We start from the raw sequence: 19,123 nt of genomic DNA, 5'->3' as shown, positions 1-19,123 counted from the left end.
TTCCTCCTAGCATGGAGGAATGATGACGCGGCTGTATTCCTCCACCGTTCTGGGCGTGGATGGCGTAGAAGTGGAGGTGGAAGTGGATTTCCGCCCCATGGCGGAAAAACGCACCTTTATCGTGGGGCTGCCTGATGCGGCCGTGAAGGAGAGCGGGCAGCGCGTGGATACGGCCATCCAGAACAGCGGACTGCCCTTCCAGCAGGGCGTTTTCGTCGTCAATCTGGCTCCGGCGGATTTAAGGAAGCAGGGACCGGGGTTTGACCTCCCCATCGCCCTGGGAATGGTTGCCGGAGCGGCGGAAAGGGACATGGACGCTTCTTCCTGGTGCATCGTGGGGGAATTGGCCCTGGATGGCGCCGTACGCCCCGTGCAGGGCATTCTGCCGCAGATTATGGAGGCGCGGCGCATGGGCAGGAAGCGCATCATGCTGCCACGTGCTAACGCGCACGAAGGAACGCCCGTGCAGGGCGTGGAGATTTACCCCGTGGCTTCTTTGAAGGAGGCGTGGGCACTCCTTACCTCCTCCGTTCTGCCCCCTCCCTTCACGGCTTCCGGAAGAGAGGACCGGGAGGCCGAAGACAAGGAGGCTGCCGTTGACTTCGACGAGATCAAGGGGCAGCCCTATGCGCGCCGCGCCATGGAGATCGCGGCGGCAGGCGGCCATAACATCCTTCTCTGCGGTTCTCCGGGTTCGGGCAAGTCCATGCTGGCGCAGAGGCTCCCGACCATTCTCCCTCCGCTGAATCCGGAGGAAGCTCTGGAAACCAGTAAAATCCATTCCGTATGCGGACTGCTGAAACGGGGGAACGGCCTGGTGGCCCGGCGTCCGTTCCGGGCTCCGCACCATACCATTTCCGATGCCGGGCTGATGGGCGGAGGAGCGAATATCACGCCGGGGGAAGTGTCCCTGGCCCACAACGGCGTGCTCTTTCTGGACGAATTGCCGGAGTTCCGCCGCGCCGCGCTGGAAACTCTGCGGCAACCGCTGGAATCCGGCCAGGTGGTCATTTCCCGCGCTTCCGGCACCATGACGTTTCCGTGCCGCTTCATGCTGGCAGCCGCCATGAATCCGTGCCCCTGCGGCTATCTGGGCGACAGGAGAAGAACCTGCACCTGTCCCCCGGCGCAGGTCGCACGCTACCGCCGCAAGATTTCAGGACCGCTTCTGGACCGGTTCGACTTGCTGATGGAAGTTCCCGCCGTGGACCCCTCTATTCTGGCCTCCGCACCCGCCGGGGAATGTTCCGCCGGCATCAGGGAACGCGTGATGGCCGCCCGGCAGCTCCAGTGCAGCAGATATGCGGGCACTCCCTTCCGCAGCAATGCGGCACTTTCCGGAAAAGCGCTCCAGAGGCATTGCCGCCTGCTGCCGGAAAGCCGCGCCATCCTGCTCCGCGCCGTGGAAGAACTGGCCCTTTCCGCCAGAGCCTACGACCGCATTCTGAAGGTGGCCCGCACCATAGCGGATCTGGAGGGCAGCCCTGATATTCAGGATTCCCATTTGTATGAGGCCGTGCAGTACCGGGCCTTTGAACATTCTCTCCGGGAATGAACCATTCCGGAATGCCGCGTTACGCCATGCCAAAGCGTGCCTTTTCCGAACGGAAAAAGGAAAAGAGGCGTTTTTCAGGTCGCCTCCTTCCCGATTGAAAAGTGTACCGCTCACCGGTTCCGGGAACGCCGGAAGACGAGGGCTCCCAGGCCAAGCATTCCCAGAGATGCGGTAGCCGGTTCCGGAACGGTTTCATAGGATACTTGGATGTTGGCAAGCGTATAGGGGGAGGTGGCGCCGCCCGCGCCGCCGCGCACTCCGGCAACCAGCTTGTATCCTTCCCCCACGCCAGGGGAGAATCCGCCATGTCCAGGGAAACGGTCGTCGTTCTTGAAGTGGAATCAAAGGTAAAGCTTTCCACGGTGGAAAGGTTCCGGACCAACGTTCCGGCGGAGTCGTAAACCGCCAGCACCATGGTGTAGCTCGTGATGACGGAGGTGGGCGTGTCACAGGAAAAGATGATGGAGGAAACAAGCTCTCCCTGCCGGGGGCCGCCCAGCACCATGGCAAAGGAGTCTCCGGCCACGCCGCTTCTGCCGCACAGGATGATGGAACCGACGTCATCATGGTTGACCCAGGTTCCCTCCCCATTCTGGGGCCAGTTGGCCAGGCTGTTGTTATTGCCTCCCGCATAGACGCCAAATTCACGGCCTTTTACTTTATCCAGCAGCTGGTTTCCCGTTTGCGGCGCCATGGTCGCGGTTTGCGACAGATTGGCTGATTCGGGCAGTTCGGCAATGATGGTAGCAGCATTTGCAGCCAGCACACTGGCGCAACTTATTAATACAGCACAATATCTATTTTTCATAAGTTACACACCATAATAAATTTATTATGGTGTGTCAATTTACATTTAAGAAGAAAAGTCTTTGAATTTTCAGATTTTTCTGAAATCCGGCGCATCTTCTTGAGGTTGAATGGCCGAGCCGTTCCCCGTAATTCGCCGTTGCTGGATTTTTCTTTATAACCCTATTAAAATACCTATTTTACGTGGAATTAAACTTTGGAATAAGGAGAACATGAAATGAAGTTATTTTTCTGCGGAGTTTCCGCAGGTTTTTACAGGAGCCGGGAGGCCCCTGCTGCCGGAAACGGTCTTTCCCCAGCGGGAGCATATGCCTCGCCCTCCCGTTTGCCGGCGCTCTTTTCCGGAAACATTCAATACGCCGGGCCATCCCGGCTTTTTCACCCGTCACCCACGCAGAACAGCCGCTCCGCGGACATGCGCGGAACGGCTGTTCGCACGAGAAAGGAAAGACCGGTTTAACGGATGGCTTCCAGAGCCTGCTTGAGGTCCGCAATGATGTCTTCCGCGGCTTCCGTTCCCACGGAGAACCGGATGAGGTCCGGCCGGACGCCCGCCTCCATGAGCTGCTCATCCGTCAACTGGCGGTGCGTATGGCTGGCGGGATGGAGGACGCAGGTGCGGGAATCCGCCACATGGGTTACGATGGCGGCCAGTTTCAGGCTGTCCATGAACTTGATGGCGCGTTCACGGCCACCCTTGATGCCGAAGGTCACCACGCCGCAGGATTGCCCGTTGCGGAATTGCTTCCGCGCCAGGTCATGGTATTTGTTGGACGGCAGGCCCGGATAGTTGATCCAGGCCACATCCTCCTGCCCTTGCAGGAATTCCGCCACCTTTTGCGCGTTTTCACAGTGCCGCGGCACGCGCAGGTGGAGGGTTTCCAGGCCCAGGTTGAGCAGGAAGGCATTCTGCGGGGATTGAATGGAACCCAGGTCGCGCATGAGCTGGACGGTCGCCTTGGTGATGTAGGCGCCCTTGCCGAAGCTCTTGCTGTAGGAAAGCCCGTGATAGGAAGGGTCCGGCTCCGTCAGGCCCGGGAATTTGTCCCTGTGGGCTTCCCAGTCAAAGTTGCCGCTGTCCACGATCACGCCGCCCACCGCCGCGGCATGGCCGTCCATGTACTTGGTGGTGGAGTGGGTGACGATATCCGCCCCCCATTCAAAGGGGCGGCAGTTGATGGGGGTGGCGAAGGTGTTGTCCACGATCAGGGGGACGCCGTGCGCATGGGCGATGTCCGCCATTTTGCGGATGTCCAGCACGCAGAGCGTGGGGTTGGAAACGGTTTCCGCAAAGAGGGCCTTCGTATTGGGACGGAAGGCTTTGGCGATTTCCTCCGCCGGGGCGTCCTGGTCCACAAAGGTGACCTCAATGCCCATTTTCCGGAACGTGACGGCAAAAAGGTTGTACGTGCCTCCGTAAATGGACGCGGTGCTGACGATGTGGTCCCCCGCCTCGCAGATGTTGAAGACGGCAAAGAAAGAGGCCGCCTGTCCGGAAGAGGTCAGAATGGCGGCCACGCCGCCTTCCAGTTCGGCGATTTTTCTGGCAACCGCCTCATTGGTAGGGTTCTGGAGGCGCGTATAGAAGAATCCGGCTTCCTCCAGATCGAACAGTTTGGCCATTTGTTCGCTGGTTTCATACTTGAACGTGGTGCTCTGGTAAATGGGCAATACGCGGGGTTCACCCTTTCTGGGGGTCCAGCCCGCCTGCACGCACAGGGTTTCCGGTCTCAATTCCTGACTCATGATGCAGGGATGCTATGCCATGCCGCCTCCCTTGTAAAGCAGGGAAAGGAGGCATTTCCAGCCGCTCCCTGCCTCCCCGCCTTCGCGGTTACAATCAGCCGCGTTCAAGTGCCGGGAGGCTCTTGTTCCCAAAGACGGCCTGAGGAATATGCCACCGTATTTGGAGCTTCTTCCGGAGAAGGGAACAGCCTGCGGATTTTACCTGATTTCCGGCAGAGGGGTGGAAATTTCCTCTTCCGTCAGGTAGCAGCCGGGATCGGACCCGTACCAGTGCCCGTTGGCAAATGCGGCGCGCGTGCGGAAGCCACCGCCGCACAAGGCAAAGTGCACACAGCGGCCGCAGCGGCCTTCAATTTTTTTCTGCCGTTCCAGGGGATTGTCGGACCCGCGCAACTCAGGCAGCATCTCCGCCGCGGCCCCCGCCTTGGCGTCCCACAGATCGGAAAACAGGTTGTTCTTCACATTGCCCAGCGTGACGGATTGCCAGAATTGGTCCGGGTGCACCACGCCCTGCGTGTCAATGTTGGCGATGCCGCGGCCGGAGCTGTTCGCCCCGCCGCCGTTCCATTGAAGAAGGTTCAGGGTTTCCTTCGCCAGCGGGGAGCCTTCCCGGAGCTGGCGCAGCAGCAGGTAAATGCCGTCCGCTGGCTGGGTGACGGTCAGCACTTCACGGTTTTTGCCTTCCGCCTTCCATTCCTCCACGCGGGCAATCAGCGTATCCATGGCGTTCCGCGCTTCCTCCTGCGTCAACGTCTGCACTTCCACGCCGCGGCCCGTGGGCACCAGATGGTAGAAGCAGACGCGCTGGATGTCATTGGCGTCAATGAAGTCCAGAATCTGGTCCATGCACTGCACGTTGTTGCGGGTCAGCGTCAGGCGCAGGCCCGTCTTCTGCCCCACTTCACTGCAGAGCTTGAACCCGCGCACCGCCTGTTCAAAGGAGCCTTTCACGCCGCGGAACTTGTCATGAACGGCGCCGATGCCGTCCAGGGAAATGCCCACGTACGCCACGCCCAGTTCCTTGAACCGCGCGGCGGCCTCCGGCGTGATGCGGGTGCCGTTCGTGGAAATGGTCACTTTCAGCCCTTTTCCAGTGGCCCGTTCCAGCAGCTCCATGAAGCGCGGGTGCACCAGCGGCTCCCCGCCGGAGAACAGCAGGGCGTTCACCTTGTAGTCCGCCAGATCGTCAATGACCGCGCAGCACTGGTCCCAATCCAGCTCCCCTTCAAATTTCCGGGCGGAGGCGTCCGCATAGCAATGCACGCACTTGAGGTTGCAGGTGCGCGTGATGTTCCAGACCACAATGGGCTTGCGGACGCGGGACGAAGCCGGAGCGCAGGATTCCACGGCGCCTCCCGCGGAGCGGCCGTGCCCGTGGCCCTGCCCGTATCTCAAATGGTCCGCGGGCTGTTCCGCCCCTGTCCAAAGTCTGGTAATGTTAATCATGGTGTTGTGAAAGCCTGGGCTGGTAGGGGCAGAGGTTGTCTTCCGCCATCATGTCTCCGTAAACGGCATAGGCGCGGGAACGGGAGCCGCCGCAGACGGTGCGGTACTCGCACCGGCCGCATTTGCCTTCCAGTGCATTGTCATCCCGGAGTTTGAGGAAAAGGGGGTGCGTGCGGTAGATTTCCCCCGGATCATCCGTCCGCACGTTTCCCGCCGTAACGGGCAGGAATCCGGAAGGCTGGATTTCCCCGGTATGGGAGATGAACATGATGCCCTTGCCGTCCCGGGTGGGAACGGCGCGGCGCGCGGGCTTGCTCCCCTGCGCGCGGGCTTCCTGAAGCGCCACGCGGCGGTAATGGTGCCCTTCCGTGGTCTTGACGCCGAAGGGGACTTCACGGCTTACCTTGCTGAGTTTTTCCCAAACGGCCTCCACTTCTTCCGCCGTGGGCATTTCATCCATGGCGGCCCGGCCCGTAGGCACCAGCAGGAACACGCTCCACATGCCCGGCTGCATCTTCTTCATCAGCTCCACAAAGTCGTCAAACTCGCCCAGGGTGCTCTTGGTGATGGTGGTGTTGATTTGCAGGTGCATCCCCGCTTCCTTCGCCATTTCCGCCGCGCGCAGGGTCCGTTCATACGTGTGGGGAACGCCGCGGAAGGCGTCATGGGTGGCCTCATGCGCCCCGTCCAGGCTCAGGGACATGCTTTGAACCCCCGCCTCCTTCAAGGCATGGAAGTCCGCATGCAGCAGCCGGGCGGTAGCGGCGGGGCTCAATGCCACATGCAGCCCCTTGCCGGCCGCCGCGCGGATCAATTCCAGAATGTCCGGCCTCATGACGGGGTCCCCGCCCGTCAGCACCAGCATGGGAGGGCGCAGCTCCGCCAATTGGTCAATCAGGCGCAGGGCTTCCTCATGGGTCAGTTCATCAGGATGGGGCCGCGGCTGGGCTACGGCGCGGCAATGCTTGCACGCCAGCGCGCAGGCGCGCGTCACTTCCCAGAAAACCAGGAAGGGGCGTTCATTGAGATCTGTTTCACTAAAAATCGGTCGCATTCCTCAGGACAGCCACTTTAGAACAATTATAATTTTTGACCAGTCCAAAAGAGGGGCATTCCCCCAAAAAGTTCACTTGGCCGCCTCTTCACGGATTTTCTGAACTTCCTTGGGCAGTTCGGAAAGGGAATTGAGGGCCTCCTTCAAATTCCTGGAGGCATCCGGAGAGAGCATGATGGCCGTCACATGCTTGACGATGGGCTGCATCATTTCCACAAGCTGCTGCTGCACTCCCGTCAGCTTGGCCTGCTGGTTGCGGGTGAGGGGCGGCAGGGCGGCCTGTTTCTTGGCGATGTCCAGCAGGGCGGCCCGGTAATGCCCTATCTGGTCCACAGCGGCCTTGCTGGTTTCCTCATCCTTCACCCTGGACAGGGATTCATCCAGGTTTTTGACTTCATCCACGGTTTTTGCCAGCAGGGTTTCATGCGTGTTGCCCTCCGCATCCTTCGGGAACGGCTCCGCCTGCGCGGCCTTGTCCCGGGAAGCCTGCGCCAGTTCCGTCTGCACGGACTGCAAATCCATCAGGGCCTTCTGCAAATCGGGCGTGAGCAGACCTTCCTTTTTCAAGCGCGCAAGGGATTTCACCAATTCACCGGAAATTTTCTGCACTTCCGTCATCTGGGCGGAAATCTGCGCCTGCTCCTGCGGCGTGGCGCCGGGAAGTTCAAGCTGCCTTTTTCCGAGGTCCACCAGCTTTTCACGCACCTTTTTGACCGTTTTCACGGCGTCCGCCGCTCCGGGCTCGTCCGTCACCTTGTCCAGCGCCGCCGTAATTTCATGCATGCTGGCAACGCTCTCCTTGGTCAGGGAAAGATGGGTGTCCTGGGCAAATGCGGGGGCCGTCATGCAGACGGCAGCGCCCAGGCCGATGAAAGCAACTGTTTTATTCATGATATGGAAGCCGTTTCGTCACGGAAAGATACTTCTTCCTTCATCTCCCGTCAATCGTGACGGTCGTCACGAAGGACAACCCCTTCTTTTCTACATACGGTCAGTGGCAGGCAAGCACTCTTTCATGCCTTTGTAAAAGCCATTTCCCCGCTTGGGCAGGGCTCTCTTTTCACCTGCAAACGCTACAGAGATGATAGGGACTCAACCACTAATTAATACGATATGGCTCAATTAACAATACAACAATTTCTAGGATACAACCCCGACGATAGAGGTCGCTTCATCGATCATATGGCCCGGTTCGGACAACACGTTGATACCGTTCTCGGCAGTGTCGCCAGGACTGATTACCCCTGGGATATTCCCGGCGGCTGGGAGGGCTGGTTCCAGGTTGAATTTGCCACGTACCTCACCATGAACAATATTGATCATGAACGGGAAAACGGTATCCAGGGATACGGAACGCCTGATTTCCTTTTTTCAAATGGCCCTTATCTTGCCCCCATTGAAATCAAATGCCATCATCCGGGCAGCAATATTACGCAAGATGCATTAGCGGATGTGGCTAAACTACAACAATCCGGGATGAATTCCGGACTCGTCATCGCTGTTACTCCCAGTGGACCACCCAATGGGAGTTTCCACCATGCCCATACCCTTACCGGAACCGTGGGTGGAGTCAATCCTCCCAATATGGAAATTTACTACTGCGGGCAATAAGGCTTTACCACATTAAAAAGGGCTGTCTGCTCCATTGCAGACAGCCCTTTTGAAATTTTTAACAGCCGGATTTTAGTCGCGCTGCTGGCGGGAGTACTTGTAGTAGCTCTGGAAGCTGAGTTCCGCAGGGAATTCGCTCAGGCCGCCGTTGGGATTGTATTCCTTAAGGCCGCTCATGCCGCAACGTCCCTGATAGGGGGGCTTGTACGTGCACTTGTAGGTGGGAGCCCAGAACGTGACAAGTTCATAGATGCCGTAGCCCATGCGTTCAAGCATGGTGGCGGTGCCATCAACAATGCCCACGGAAAAACCGGCATAGTCACCTTCGCGGCTCGTCCAGTTGATGATTCCCAGGGGAATTTCTTCAACGGAGTAAATGATGTTGGCGATGGCGCGGCCCAGCTTGCGGGTGGGGGTGTATTCGGAAGCGGGTGGAGCCTGAATGTCCGCACTGGCGACACCGATGGCGCCGGCGGCAAAAAGAGCTGAGATGATGGCACGTTTCATACTGATTGTTTATATAGTATAATTTGTCGAGGGAAAGCAACTCAAAAAAACAAAAAATCAATCTAATTCCGGGCGGGGGTCCCGCGTCATGAGCTCCACAAGCGCTTCCATGGGCGGCTTGGATTCATAAAGAACGGAATAGACGGCGTCAATCAGCGGCGTCCTCACTCCCAGCTTCCGCGCAATTTCATAGACGGAGAGCGTGTTGGGCACCCCTTCCGCCACCATGCCCAGGGCGTCCAGAATTTCCTGGAGGCTTTTTCCTTCCGCCAGCCTCCGCCCCACCGTCTGGTTGCGGGAGTGGCGGGAATAGCAGGTGACGATGAGATCGCCCACGCCGGAAAGGCCCATGAAGGTTTCCCTGCGGCCTCCGCTGGCTACGCCGATGCGCGTCATTTCCGCCAGGCCGCGGGTCAGCAGGGCGGCCTGGGCGTTATCTCCCAGGTTCAGCCCCTCGCACAGTCCGGCCCCGATGGCAAAGACGTTCTTGATGGTTCCCCCAGCTGCATGCCGATGATGTCCGTAGCGGAATAAACGCGGAAGGTCTTGGAGGCGAATATCTGCTGCACCCAGTCCGCATATTTCGGATCCTCAAACCCGATCAGGGAGGCGGACGGGAGGCCCAGGCAGATGTCTTCCGCATGGTTGGGGCCGGAGAGCACGCCTATGGGATTGGAGGGCAGATATTCCTGAAGGATTTCCGTCATTCTTTTATGGGAGCCCTGTTCAATGCCCTTGGTGCAGGAGACGATGACGGCGTCCGGCCTCACCGGCAGGTCACGCAGCCGCTGCGCTACGGAACGCATGGCTACGGAAGGCACCACCACCACGATGAGCTCCGCGTCCTTCACCTGGTCCAGGTCGCAAGTGGGATGGATGTTGGGGGCCAGGGGCGCGGCGGTTTCCGACAGGACCGGGCTGCGCCTGGTTTCAGCAAGCTGCCGGGCCTGCGCTTCTTCCGGCGTCCACAGGACGACTTCACATTCCCGGGTCGCCAGGACCATGGAGAGGGCCGTACCCCAGGAACCGGCGCCGATGACTGCTATTTTATGTAACCGATTCATCATCTTACTTGGACTTTTTGGAATAGAAGGAGTGTTCCGTTCCGTTGAGGAGCCTCACGATGTTGGAACGGTGCTTGAGAATGACCAGAGCCCCCACCACCGTGAAAAAGGCAATGTAAAGTATCTGGGGAGAAACGGCCCCGCCCTGGCAAAGCGGGTAGAACCACCATCCGGCGGCGATCATCGCCACGGCAGCCACCAGGCTGGCCAGCGACACGATGCCGGAGATTCCCATGAATACCAGCCACGCGCCCAGGGCCACGCAGGCCACCACCGGATTGAGGGCAAACAAGACGCCCGCAGTCGTCGCCACGCCCTTTCCGCCCCTGAACCCAAGGAAACAGGTATAGGTATGGCCGAGCACCACGGCGAAACAGACGAGGACGACTACGGCGTTGAAGTCCCAGCCGCCCGCATCCCCCGTCAGGAACGGCAGCCAGTTCAGGGCGCCGAACACGGGCACGAACCCCTTTAAAAAATCCAGCGCAAAAACGGAGAGGCCCCACTTCCAGCCCAGCACGCGCCATGCATTGGTAGCGCCTATGTTGCAGGAACCCTCCCGCCTCAGGTCAAGGCCCCTGATCCTGCCGGCAAGGTAGCCGAACGGAACCGCTCCAACCAGGTAGGAGGCTGCAATATAGAGAACTATCCAGGCAATCATGTCGTGCGGAGGGTATTCTACCCCCCCGCCCGTCAAATGACAATGGGGAAATCGTCTCCGGGACGCTTCTTTCCGGCGGCCTGCTCCCGCGGAACAGCGGAACGTTCAACGGCCTTCCCCGGCACCGGATTTCCAGAAGGCTTCCTGCACCGCCCCCGTCCGGAGGAAAGGCCCTCTTTTAAAAAGCGACGCAGTAAAAACGGCACAGGCTCGCCCCGCGCTCGTGGGGAAGATGCCCCCGGTCTTATTTTTCCTTTTCCGGAACGGGTTTATTTACCGTCCGTGCAGGGTTTCCGCATCACGGCGGCCCAGACGGAGGCATTGTCCTGCTGCGGTTCCAGCATGTCCTTCACCTGCTCCATGATGGTTCCCACCAGCTCCCGGCTGGAACAGTCCCTGGCCTTTTGGAGAGCCAGGAAAGAAGGCTCCCTCAGCAGTTCGCTCCAGACCTGCAAGCCGTCCGAGCAGGCCAGCACCGCATCCCCCGGATGCAGAAGCAGGGGCATGGCGCTGATGTCCACCAGTTCCATGGGCCCCCCCATGACGGCGGACCGCAGAACGCAGCGCTGGCGCAGAGCGCCCTGGAGGGACATTTCCCCCTTCCGGTAGAGGCAATCCGCAATGGGCCTCATGGAGTGGTCTTCATTCAGGCGGTCCATGCGGAAGCTGTCCGCTCCGCTCCATAAGTAAAGGGGGGAATCCCCCACGCTGATCCACCACAGGGAACGGTCACGGATGAAGACGGCCAGCAGCGTGGTTCCGGATTCCTCCGGCTCCTTCTGGATGGCGGCCAGCGCCCGGTTGGCGGCATGCAGGGCTTCCGTCAGACGCTCCGGAATATCCTCCACGCCGCTTTCCGCAAATACTGCGGCAAATTCCTGCGCCACCACGCAGGAGGCGCAGTCTCCGCGGAGATGGCCCCCCATGCCGTCGCACACGATGCCCAGCATCCCGCCGGCGGCGGGAAGGCTTTTAACCACGTCTTCCTGCTCACGGCGTTTGCCGATCCATTGGGCGGAAGCGCAGTCCAGGGTATCCGGGGTGGGGGGGCCATGCGGCTGGGGGGCTGAATTAACTGTCCTTCCGTTTCAGTTGCGGGAAGAGCAGGACGTCGCGGATGGAAGAGGCGCCCGTCAGCATCATGATGACGCGGTCAATGCCGATGCCGATGCCGCCTGCGGAGGGCATGCCGTATTCCAGCGTTTCAATGAAGTCGTAGTCCACGCGCTGGGTTTCCCCGGCGGCCTGGTGTTCCAGGCGCTCTTTCTGCACGTCCGGATCGTTCAGCTCCGAGTAACCGGGGAAATTTCCTGCCCGTTGATTACCAGTTCATACACGTCCACCACGTCCGGGTTTTCTTTGTTCAGCTTGGCGAGGGGAACCAGGTCCTTGGCCACATGGGTGACGAAGCAGGGATTCATGGTTTTTTCCTCCACCAGCTTTTCATAAACCTGCTGGGAAACGTCCACATCCTTCATGTCCGGGCTGATTTCCACATCCAGCTCCTCACAGCGGGCGCGGCGCGCCTCGGGAGAAATGTCAAACCAGTCCTGCCCGGCCACGGCGCGGATCAGGTCCTGGTAGTCGGCGCGCTTCCAGGGGCGGCTGAGGTCGATCGTGTAAAGCACGTTGCCTTCTGCATCCTTGTGGTCTATCTGGAGGCCTCCGCAGAATTTTTCCGCCAGGTGGCAGATGAGTTCTTCCACCATGTTCGCCATGGTTTCAAAATCCCCGCAGGCGCAGTAGGCTTCCAGCATCGTGAATTCCGGATTGTGGCGGCGGTCGATGCCTTCATTACGGAAGCTGCGGTTGAGTTCAAAAATCTTGGTGAAGCCGCCTACCATCAGTCGCTTGAGGAAGAGTTCCGGAGCAATGCGCAGCGTCAGCGGCATGTCCAGCGCGTTATGGTACGTTTCAAACGGCTTGGCGGCGGCGCCCCCGGCCACGTCCTGAAGCATGGGGGTTTCCACTTCCAGATAGCCGCGTTCCTGGAGAAAGCGGCGGATTTCCGCAATCATGAGGGAGCGCGTGACGAACAGGGACGCGCTTTCCTCATTGGAAATGAGGTCCAGATGGCGCTTGCGGTAGGTGACCTCCTTGTCCGCCAGGCCATGCCATTTGTCCGGCAGGGGACGGAGGCTCTTGGAAAGAATGGTCAGGCCGGAGACCTTCACGGTGGGTTCTCCGGTACGGGTCAGGAAGGTGGTTCCTTCAATGCCGATCCAGTCTCCGCGGTCCAGGAGCTTCCACAGCTTCCAGGTGGTTTCATCCACTTCATTCCTGTGCAGGAACCCCTGGATTTTGCCACGTACGTCTCCAATGACGAAAAACTGGGATTTGCCCATGTCGCGAATAGCCAGCAGGCGGCCGGCCACGGCTACCTGTTTGTCTTCCTGGAAATCGGCTTTCAATCCGGCGGGGGTGGTGGTCACGTCAAATCTTGCGCCGTAGGGATCAATCCCCAGCTCGCGGATTTTGGCGAGCTTGTCGCGGCGCACGGCAATAAGTTCGGATTCCGTCGTATTCGGATGTGCCTGCTGTTGTTCGGACATAGTGCGGGGATTTTAAAGGCTTGCCTCCGTTTTGGCTAGTGCATTGTCAGGCAGGGGGCATTTTTGGCGGCCTGTCCGGAACCGGGGACCTTTTTGCCCTCCTTTCCGGAGTCCAAGCGCCGGGGGACGCACCCGCGGGGGTGGATGCCCGTCCGCAGCCTCTGTAAAAAGGAGCGGGAGAACCACGCAAGGCACGATATTCAAAGGAATTGAAAAGAAACTGGTCTTATTATTAAAAAATAGCCGCCAAAACCCCACATACGCATAATTGCTTTTACCTTCGGCGTCAGACATGTTATAAATAACTCCGTTAAGGCGCACCTTATTTATCAATTATATACTATCCGTGCAGACTTATGAGTGATCAGACAACCGTAACTTACAGCACGATTGACGCTAACGAAGCCGTAGCCTCCGTAGCCTATCGTTTTTCTGAAGTCATTGCCATTTACCCCATTACACCGTCCTCTCCGATGGGTGAATCAGCCGAAAGCTGGGCCGCTGTCAACCGGAAGAACCTGTGGGGCACCGTTCCCTCCGTGGTGGAAATGCAGAGTGAAGGCGGCGCGGCAGGCACCGTTCACGGCGCCCTCCAGACCGGAGCCATGGCAACTACCTTCACCGCATCCCAGGGCCTCCTGCTGATGATCCCGAACATGTTCAAGATCGCAGGGGAACTGACTCCGGCCGTGTTCCATGTGGCCGCCCGTTCCCTGGCCTACCAGGGCCTCTCCATTTTCGGCGACCACAGCGACGTGATGAGCGCCCGCTCCTGCGGCTGGGCCATGCTGTGCGGCTCCTCCACGCAGGAAGCCGCGGATTTTGCCGCCATTTCCCACGCCGCCACGCTGGAATCCCGCGTTCCGTTCATGAACTTCTTTGACGGCTTCCGCACGTCCCATGAAATCGGCAAGATTGCAGATATCACGGACGATACGCTGAACGGCATGATCAAGCAGGAATGGGCGGACTCCTTCCGCGAACGCGCCCTGACGCCTGACGCTCCCGTGCTGCGCGGCACCGCCCAGAACCCGGACGTTTACTTCCAGGGCCGTGAAACGGTCAACCAATTCTATGAAGCCACCCCCGCCATCGTGCAGAAGGCCATGGACAGGTTTGCGGACCTCACGGGCCGTTCCTACCATCTGGTGGACTACTCCGGCGCCCCGGACGCAGAACGCGTGATCATCCTGATGGGTTCCGGCGCGGAAGCCGTGGAAGAAACGGTGGAAGCCATGATCGCCCGTGAAAACGCCAAGGTGGGCGTGCTCAAGGTGCGCCTGTTCCGCCCCTTCCCCGCCGCGGAACTGATCAAGGCGCTCCCCGCCACGGTCAGGAAGATCGCCGTGCTGGACCGCACCAAGGAACCCGGCTCCCAGGGCGAACCGCTCCACCAGGACGTCATCCAGGCCCTCTTTGACGCCCAAGGCTCCGGCACGCTCCCCTTCACCAACGGCATGCCCAAGGTGGTAGGCGGCCGCTACGGCCTCTCCTCCAAGGAATTCACTCCTGCCATGGTCAAGGGCGTCTATGACAGCCTGGAACAGGACGCTCCCAAGAACCACTTCACCATCGGCATCAACGACGACGTGCTGGGCACCAGCCTTCCGTATGATGAAGATTACTCCACGGAAGCGGACGACGTGACGCGCGCCATGTTCTTCGGCCTCGGTTCCGACGGTACCGTGGGCGCCAACAAGGACGCCATCAAGATCATCGGCCAGCACACGGACCTGTACGTTCAGGGCTACTTCGTGTACGACTCCAAGAAGGCCGGTTCCTCCACCATCTCCCACCTGCGCTTCGGCCCGCGCCCGATCAAGTCCACGTACCTGATCACCAAGGCGAACTTCCTGGCGCTGCACCAGCCCACGCTGCTGAACCTGTTTGACTTCCTGAAGAACGCCGCCAACGGCGCCACCTTCCTGATGAACAGCCCGCACCCCGCGGACAAGCTGTGGGACACGCTGCCCGCCCGCATGCAGCAGCAGATTCTGGACAAGAACCTCAAGCTTTACACGATTGACGCCTTCTCCGTGGCCCGGAAAACGGGCATGGGCGGCCGCATCAACATGATCATGCAGACCTGCTTCTTCAAGCTGGCCGGCGTGATTCCCGCTGATGAAGCCATCGGCTACATCAAGAAAGCCATCGCCAAGACCTACGCCAAGAAGGGCCAGGAAGTGGTGGACAAGAACATCGCCGCCGTGGACGCCACGCTGGAAAACCTCCACCAGGTGGACACCACCGGCAAGACCATCACCGGCCATGCCATTCCGCCCGTCATGTCCGCTGACGCTCCGGACTACGTCCAGAACGTCCTCGGCAAGATGATGTGCGGCGAAGGGGACAGCATCCCCGTCAGCCAGATGCCCGTGGACGGCACGTTCCCGAACGGCACTTCCCAGTACGAAAAGCGCAACCTGGCCCTGGACCTCCCGGAATGGGATCCCGCCCTCTGCATCCAGTGCGGCAAGTGCACGGCCGTTTGCCCGCACGCCGCCATCCGCAGCAAGTTCTTCTCTCCGGACGCCCTCTCCGGCGCGCCGGAAGGCTTTGAATGCCTGGATGCCAAGCATCCGGACTGGAAGGGTGAAAAATTCGTCATCCAGGTCTCCCCGAACGACTGCACGGGCTGCACGCTCTGCTCCGACGTCTGCCCGGCCAAGAGCAAGACGGACCCCACCCACAAGGCCCTGACCATGGTGCCCACCCTGAAGATTCACGACAAGGAGGAAGCCAACTGGGACTTCTTCATGAGCCTTCCGGACGTGGACCGCACCAAGGTAAGGACGGACAACATCCGCTCCATGCAGGTGCTGCGCCCGCTGTTTGAATTCTCCGGCGCCTGCGCCGGCTGCGGTGAAACCCCGTACGTGAAAATGCTCTCCCAGCTCTTCGGCAACCGGCTGGTGGTCGCCAACGCTACGGGCTGCTCCTCCATCTACGGCGGCAACCTGCCCACCACCCCGTGGTCCCATGACTCCGAAGGGCGCGGACCGGCCTGGTCCAACTCCCTGTTTGAAGACAACGCCGAATTCGGCCTTGGCTTCCGCGTCTCCCTGGACAAGCAGATGGAACACGCCATTGAGCTCCTCCATGAAGCCGCCGGCATCGTGGGCCAGGAACTGGTGGACCAGATCCTGACCAACCCGCAGAAGGATGAGGCGGACATCGCGCAGCAGCGTGAAAACGTCGCCGAACTCAAGAAGAGAATCACTGGCAAGCCGGAATGTGCACGCCTCCTGACCATGGCGGACAAACTCGTCCGCAAGAGCGTCTGGATCCTCGGCGGCGACGGCTGGGCCTACGACATCGGCTACGGCGGCCTGGACCACATCCTGGCCAGCGGCAGGAACGTGAAGGTGCTGGTCATGGATACGGAAGTGTACTCCAACACCGGCGGCCAGTGCTCCAAGTCCACCCCGCGCGCTGCCGTGGCCAAGTTCGCCACGACCGGCAAGCCCGGCGTGAAAAAGGACCTGGGCCTCATGGCCATGACCTACGGGAACGTGTACGTGGCTTCCGTCGCCCTCGGCGCGAAGGACGAACATACGCTGAAAGCCTTTGTGGAAGCGGAAGCCTATGACGGCCCCGCCATCATCATCGCCTACTCCCACTGCATCTCTCACGGCATCAACATGGCCAAGGGCCTGCAGCAGCAGAAGGCATGGGTGGATTCCGGCCGCATCCTGCTCTACCGCTACAATCCGGACCTGGCCCTCCAGGGCAAGAATCCGCTGATCGTGGAAGGCAAGGGACCGAAGGGCGACCTTCGCGACGTGCTTCTCAGCGAAAACCGCTTCAAGCTTCTGGCGAAGACCAACAAGGAAGGATTTGAAAAACTCCTTGAAGAAGCCCAGAAGGACGTCTGGCACCGCTGGAACCTGTACCAGAGCATTGCCAACATGGGCGCCGACAAGTCCGCGGAATAAAGCGTACAGCCGCTGAATTTCAACGCCCCTGCACGGTTCGTCCGGCAGGGGCGTTTTTATTCATTCAACAGGAGAGAGCTCTTTTCTGCGCGCCGGATACGGGCGCCTTCCGCGCAGGTTCACAGAACCCTTTTCTTCCACAGCTTCAGTCCCACGGCATGTCCGGCCACAAGACCCGCGCAGGCCGCCAGGCATCCGAGCGCGTCCGTCCACAGCCACCCGTTCTTCCAGTCCCGGAACAGCAGCAGGTGCACCGCCTGCCCCGCGGTGACAGCCGCGAGAAACCACGCCAGAAAGTAGCCGCAGCTCCATGCGCCACGGAACAGCAGAAACCTTTTCAGGGAAGGTCTTTCACATCTGCGGCCTTTCCACGGATTTCCGCACTGGATGAAAATCATCACCAGCTGGAAACAGAAGCACCCCGCAAACAGCAGGGAATCCATGATCAAATACCCCTTCGCGGAAAAGCAATGAGCAGCGTCCGGCTCCACCCCCGGAACGATGGATGACAGCAGAAACAACGCAAGCAAAACAATATTTCCGTACATGGGACTTGTCTGAATGCATCAAGCATAGGTGCAGCCTTTCCTCCCCGCAAGAAATAAACCAATCCCGGCATGCTATCCGCCGGGAAGAAAAACGGTCCCAGGCATCTCCTTCCCCAGGCGCGGCCCGCGTGAAGGAAGAACGCTCCCGGAGCAGGAATACTGCTCAGGACTCCTGGAAATGGTGCATGCCGGAGGAAGAACATACCATTCCGGAAGCCGTATCCGGGAAGTGCACCACATCGGGCATGAAGCGGGTACCGACATCCGGAGAGAGCGCATCCCCTTCTTAGATTCTTTTCACCCTCCGGAGTACGCACGGCGGCATGGTCCCTGATGATGTAAAATACTTCTTCACTTACTTCATGATAACGGTGGCCGCAGGCAAACTGCACCGGTTGCACTGCCACGAACCCGGGCGCGCATTTGCGCTTCATGGAAGAAAATGGCCTGCTTACGTGGAAAGTACATGCGGAAGTACCTCTTAACTCTGTGCGCGGAATGTACCCATTCTGGCCCCATGTCCCCGCTGGGGAAAGCCTATCAGCAAATGAACACGCCAAGCCCGCAGATCAAGGACATTTCTGTTTTACGGTTCTTCCCCGCCCATGGGACTGCCCGGCGGCGTTTTATCATCTTTCAATGCGGTTTCAGCCGGAGATTGGAATAAGGGACAATTTTTTACCCCTTGGGGATTCTTCACGTTAAGAAACGCATCCATAGCCTGCACGGCTTCTTTCTGATTCCATTTCCGGGATTGCTCAAGGGCAGGACCGGAAATTTTCCTCCATTCTTTTTCCGCCTCTTTTAAAGAAACCGCCTTAAAACATTTCCACTGGGGAGCATCCTGTGTAAGAAGTTCAAAGAGGGACACAACCCAAACCGTTTCAGAGGGCATGTCCTCTGCCAATTTTTCCTGTTCAGGTGATGCAGGCGATTTTGTCTTTTCTTTTACTATTGTTTCAAACGGATCTTCACCCTCGGTTTCCTGGGAAAGAGGCACCCGGCGGCTGCCTGGGGAAAGGGAGCATGTTTCCTTAATGACGCCCGTATTTACATAAACGCTTTCCGTCTGCTCCATGCCGCTTTTCCAGCGGGTTCCATCTTTGGGATTGGTCTCTTCACAGCCGCTCCATTCCAATACCCTGCCATACTGTTCCGTCAGTTCCCATTGCTTCCATCCATAGATAAAGCGATACCTGTTAACATACCTGTCAGGACAAAAATAATAAGCTTCTTCACCACGAAAAACACTGCCGATTTTCTTCCCGTGCAGGCAGAAGGAAGGAACCGTATAAAGATAAGAGTTATCCGCATTGCAGATAAACCTTACATGTTCATCCTGCGGGGAGGAGTTCCAGCTATTTCAGGGTTCCGGTACAGGAAAATTCTTTCTTTTCCATGGTCTCCCACAAGATCAATTTCCTGCATAAAAACAAGGCCGCCGTTGGGGCCGTCTGAATTCTTTAATGCAGGATTCCAGCCCGTCCATGATTCAATAAGATCGCCCTGTCCGGAAACCTGTTTGCGAATATTCCACTGGAGAAAAGAAGGAAGCTGGGAAAAATGAAGGGAAAAAACAGGCGGCTGCTCTGCCGCCTTTAACAAGGCGGCAGAGCAGCATAAAAAGCATAATCCTG

The 19,123-nt window shown here is 59.0% G+C and carries 18 protein-coding genes; 4 read left to right on the top strand and 14 right to left on the bottom strand.

Annotation, left to right across the window (positions count from 1 at the left end):
- Nucleotides 1-19: 19 nt before the first annotated feature.
- The gene (locus PVA48_RS05885; protein WP_102727894.1) at nucleotides 20-1,555 is read left to right on the top strand and encodes a YifB family Mg chelatase-like AAA ATPase; all 1,536 of its coding nucleotides are present in this window, start codon (nucleotides 20-22) and stop codon (nucleotides 1,553-1,555) included.
- Between the two features lie 19 nt (nucleotides 1,556-1,574).
- Here the strand turns inward: PVA48_RS05885 and PVA48_RS05880 are convergent, their stop codons facing one another.
- The 5 genes from PVA48_RS05880 to PVA48_RS05860 form a co-directional block, all read right to left on the bottom strand.
- Nucleotides 1,575-2,321, bottom strand: coding sequence for a hypothetical protein (locus tag PVA48_RS05880; RefSeq protein WP_423232391.1), 747 nt, complete (start codon nucleotides 2,319-2,321; stop codon nucleotides 1,575-1,577).
- 497 nt (nucleotides 2,322-2,818) lie between these two features.
- Nucleotides 2,819-4,108: an O-acetylhomoserine aminocarboxypropyltransferase/cysteine synthase family protein gene (locus PVA48_RS05875; RefSeq protein WP_102727892.1), complete on the bottom strand. Its 1,290-nt coding sequence runs from the start codon at nucleotides 4,106-4,108 to the stop codon at nucleotides 2,819-2,821.
- A 198-nt stretch (nucleotides 4,109-4,306) separates the two neighbouring features.
- Nucleotides 4,307-5,554, bottom strand: coding sequence for a radical SAM protein (locus tag PVA48_RS05870; RefSeq protein ID WP_102727891.1), 1,248 nt, complete (start codon nucleotides 5,552-5,554; stop codon nucleotides 4,307-4,309).
- Entirely contained in the window at nucleotides 5,547-6,608 is a 1,062-nt protein-coding gene (locus tag PVA48_RS05865) for a radical SAM protein (protein ID WP_102727890.1), read from the bottom strand. The genes PVA48_RS05870 and PVA48_RS05865 overlap by 8 nt, the downstream gene beginning before the upstream one ends.
- A 72-nt stretch (nucleotides 6,609-6,680) precedes the next feature.
- Nucleotides 6,681-7,499: a hypothetical protein gene (locus PVA48_RS05860; protein ID WP_102727889.1), complete on the bottom strand. Its 819-nt coding sequence runs from the start codon at nucleotides 7,497-7,499 to the stop codon at nucleotides 6,681-6,683.
- A gap of 222 nt (nucleotides 7,500-7,721) precedes the next feature.
- Between PVA48_RS05860 and PVA48_RS05855 the strand changes: the two genes are divergently transcribed.
- The gene (locus PVA48_RS05855) at nucleotides 7,722-8,219 is read left to right on the top strand and encodes a hypothetical protein (protein ID WP_102727888.1); all 498 of its coding nucleotides are present in this window, start codon (nucleotides 7,722-7,724) and stop codon (nucleotides 8,217-8,219) included.
- A gap of 72 nt (nucleotides 8,220-8,291) precedes the next feature.
- Here PVA48_RS05855 and PVA48_RS05850 read toward each other — a convergent pair whose 3' ends face one another.
- From PVA48_RS05850 to PVA48_RS05820, 7 genes are all read right to left on the bottom strand, one after another.
- The gene (locus PVA48_RS05850; RefSeq protein WP_102727887.1) at nucleotides 8,292-8,726 is read right to left on the bottom strand and encodes an exosortase system-associated protein, TIGR04073 family; all 435 of its coding nucleotides are present in this window, start codon (nucleotides 8,724-8,726) and stop codon (nucleotides 8,292-8,294) included.
- A gap of 57 nt (nucleotides 8,727-8,783) precedes the next feature.
- Nucleotides 8,784-9,170: an NAD(P)H-dependent glycerol-3-phosphate dehydrogenase gene (locus tag PVA48_RS05845; protein ID WP_423232498.1), complete on the bottom strand. Its 387-nt coding sequence runs from the start codon at nucleotides 9,168-9,170 to the stop codon at nucleotides 8,784-8,786.
- Nucleotides 9,171-9,172: 2 nt separating this feature from the next.
- Nucleotides 9,173-9,793: an NAD(P)H-dependent glycerol-3-phosphate dehydrogenase gene (locus tag PVA48_RS05840; RefSeq protein ID WP_423232390.1), complete on the bottom strand. Its 621-nt coding sequence runs from the start codon at nucleotides 9,791-9,793 to the stop codon at nucleotides 9,173-9,175.
- A gap of 1 nt (nucleotide 9,794) precedes the next feature.
- Nucleotides 9,795-10,451, bottom strand: coding sequence for a glycerol-3-phosphate 1-O-acyltransferase PlsY (plsY, locus tag PVA48_RS05835; RefSeq protein WP_102749476.1), 657 nt, complete (start codon nucleotides 10,449-10,451; stop codon nucleotides 9,795-9,797).
- 269 nt (nucleotides 10,452-10,720) lie between these two features.
- Entirely contained in the window at nucleotides 10,721-11,431 is a 711-nt protein-coding gene (locus PVA48_RS05830; RefSeq protein ID WP_309557326.1) for a PP2C family protein-serine/threonine phosphatase, read from the bottom strand.
- A gap of 91 nt (nucleotides 11,432-11,522) precedes the next feature.
- Nucleotides 11,523-11,723: an amino acid--tRNA ligase-related protein gene (locus PVA48_RS05825; protein WP_423232389.1), complete on the bottom strand. Its 201-nt coding sequence runs from the start codon at nucleotides 11,721-11,723 to the stop codon at nucleotides 11,523-11,525.
- Between the two features lie 11 nt (nucleotides 11,724-11,734).
- The gene (locus PVA48_RS05820) at nucleotides 11,735-13,003 is read right to left on the bottom strand and encodes a lysine--tRNA ligase (protein WP_423232388.1); all 1,269 of its coding nucleotides are present in this window, start codon (nucleotides 13,001-13,003) and stop codon (nucleotides 11,735-11,737) included.
- Between the two features lie 356 nt (nucleotides 13,004-13,359).
- On the opposite strand from PVA48_RS05820, the gene nifJ reads away from it, so the two are divergent.
- A complete protein-coding gene (nifJ, locus tag PVA48_RS05815; RefSeq protein WP_022396109.1) occupies nucleotides 13,360-16,938 on the top strand; it encodes a pyruvate:ferredoxin (flavodoxin) oxidoreductase in 3,579 nt (1,192 codons plus the stop codon).
- A 119-nt stretch (nucleotides 16,939-17,057) separates the two neighbouring features.
- Here nifJ and PVA48_RS05810 read toward each other — a convergent pair whose 3' ends face one another.
- Together PVA48_RS05810 and PVA48_RS05805 are read right to left on the bottom strand one after the other, a co-directional pair.
- The gene (locus tag PVA48_RS05810; RefSeq protein ID WP_146024326.1) at nucleotides 17,058-17,468 is read right to left on the bottom strand and encodes a hypothetical protein; all 411 of its coding nucleotides are present in this window, start codon (nucleotides 17,466-17,468) and stop codon (nucleotides 17,058-17,060) included.
- A gap of 604 nt (nucleotides 17,469-18,072) precedes the next feature.
- Nucleotides 18,073-18,564, bottom strand: a complete 492-nt coding sequence (locus PVA48_RS05805) for a hypothetical protein (RefSeq protein WP_423232387.1) — start codon at nucleotides 18,562-18,564, stop codon at nucleotides 18,073-18,075.
- Nucleotides 18,565-18,654: 90 nt separating this feature from the next.
- Between PVA48_RS05805 and PVA48_RS05800 the strand changes: the two genes are divergently transcribed.
- Nucleotides 18,655-19,053 carry a hypothetical protein gene (locus PVA48_RS05800; protein ID WP_423232386.1) on the top strand — a complete coding sequence of 133 codons (399 nt, stop codon included), beginning with the start codon at nucleotides 18,655-18,657 and terminating at the stop codon, nucleotides 19,051-19,053.
- Nucleotides 19,054-19,123: the final 70 nt, after the last annotated feature.

Origin of the sequence: Akkermansia sp. JRP_AM1 (assembly GCF_049262625.1) — a bacterium.
GTDB lineage: Bacteria > Verrucomicrobiota > Verrucomicrobiia > Verrucomicrobiales > Akkermansiaceae > Akkermansia > Akkermansia massiliensis.
This window is presented reverse-complemented; position numbering and strand designations above follow the sequence as displayed.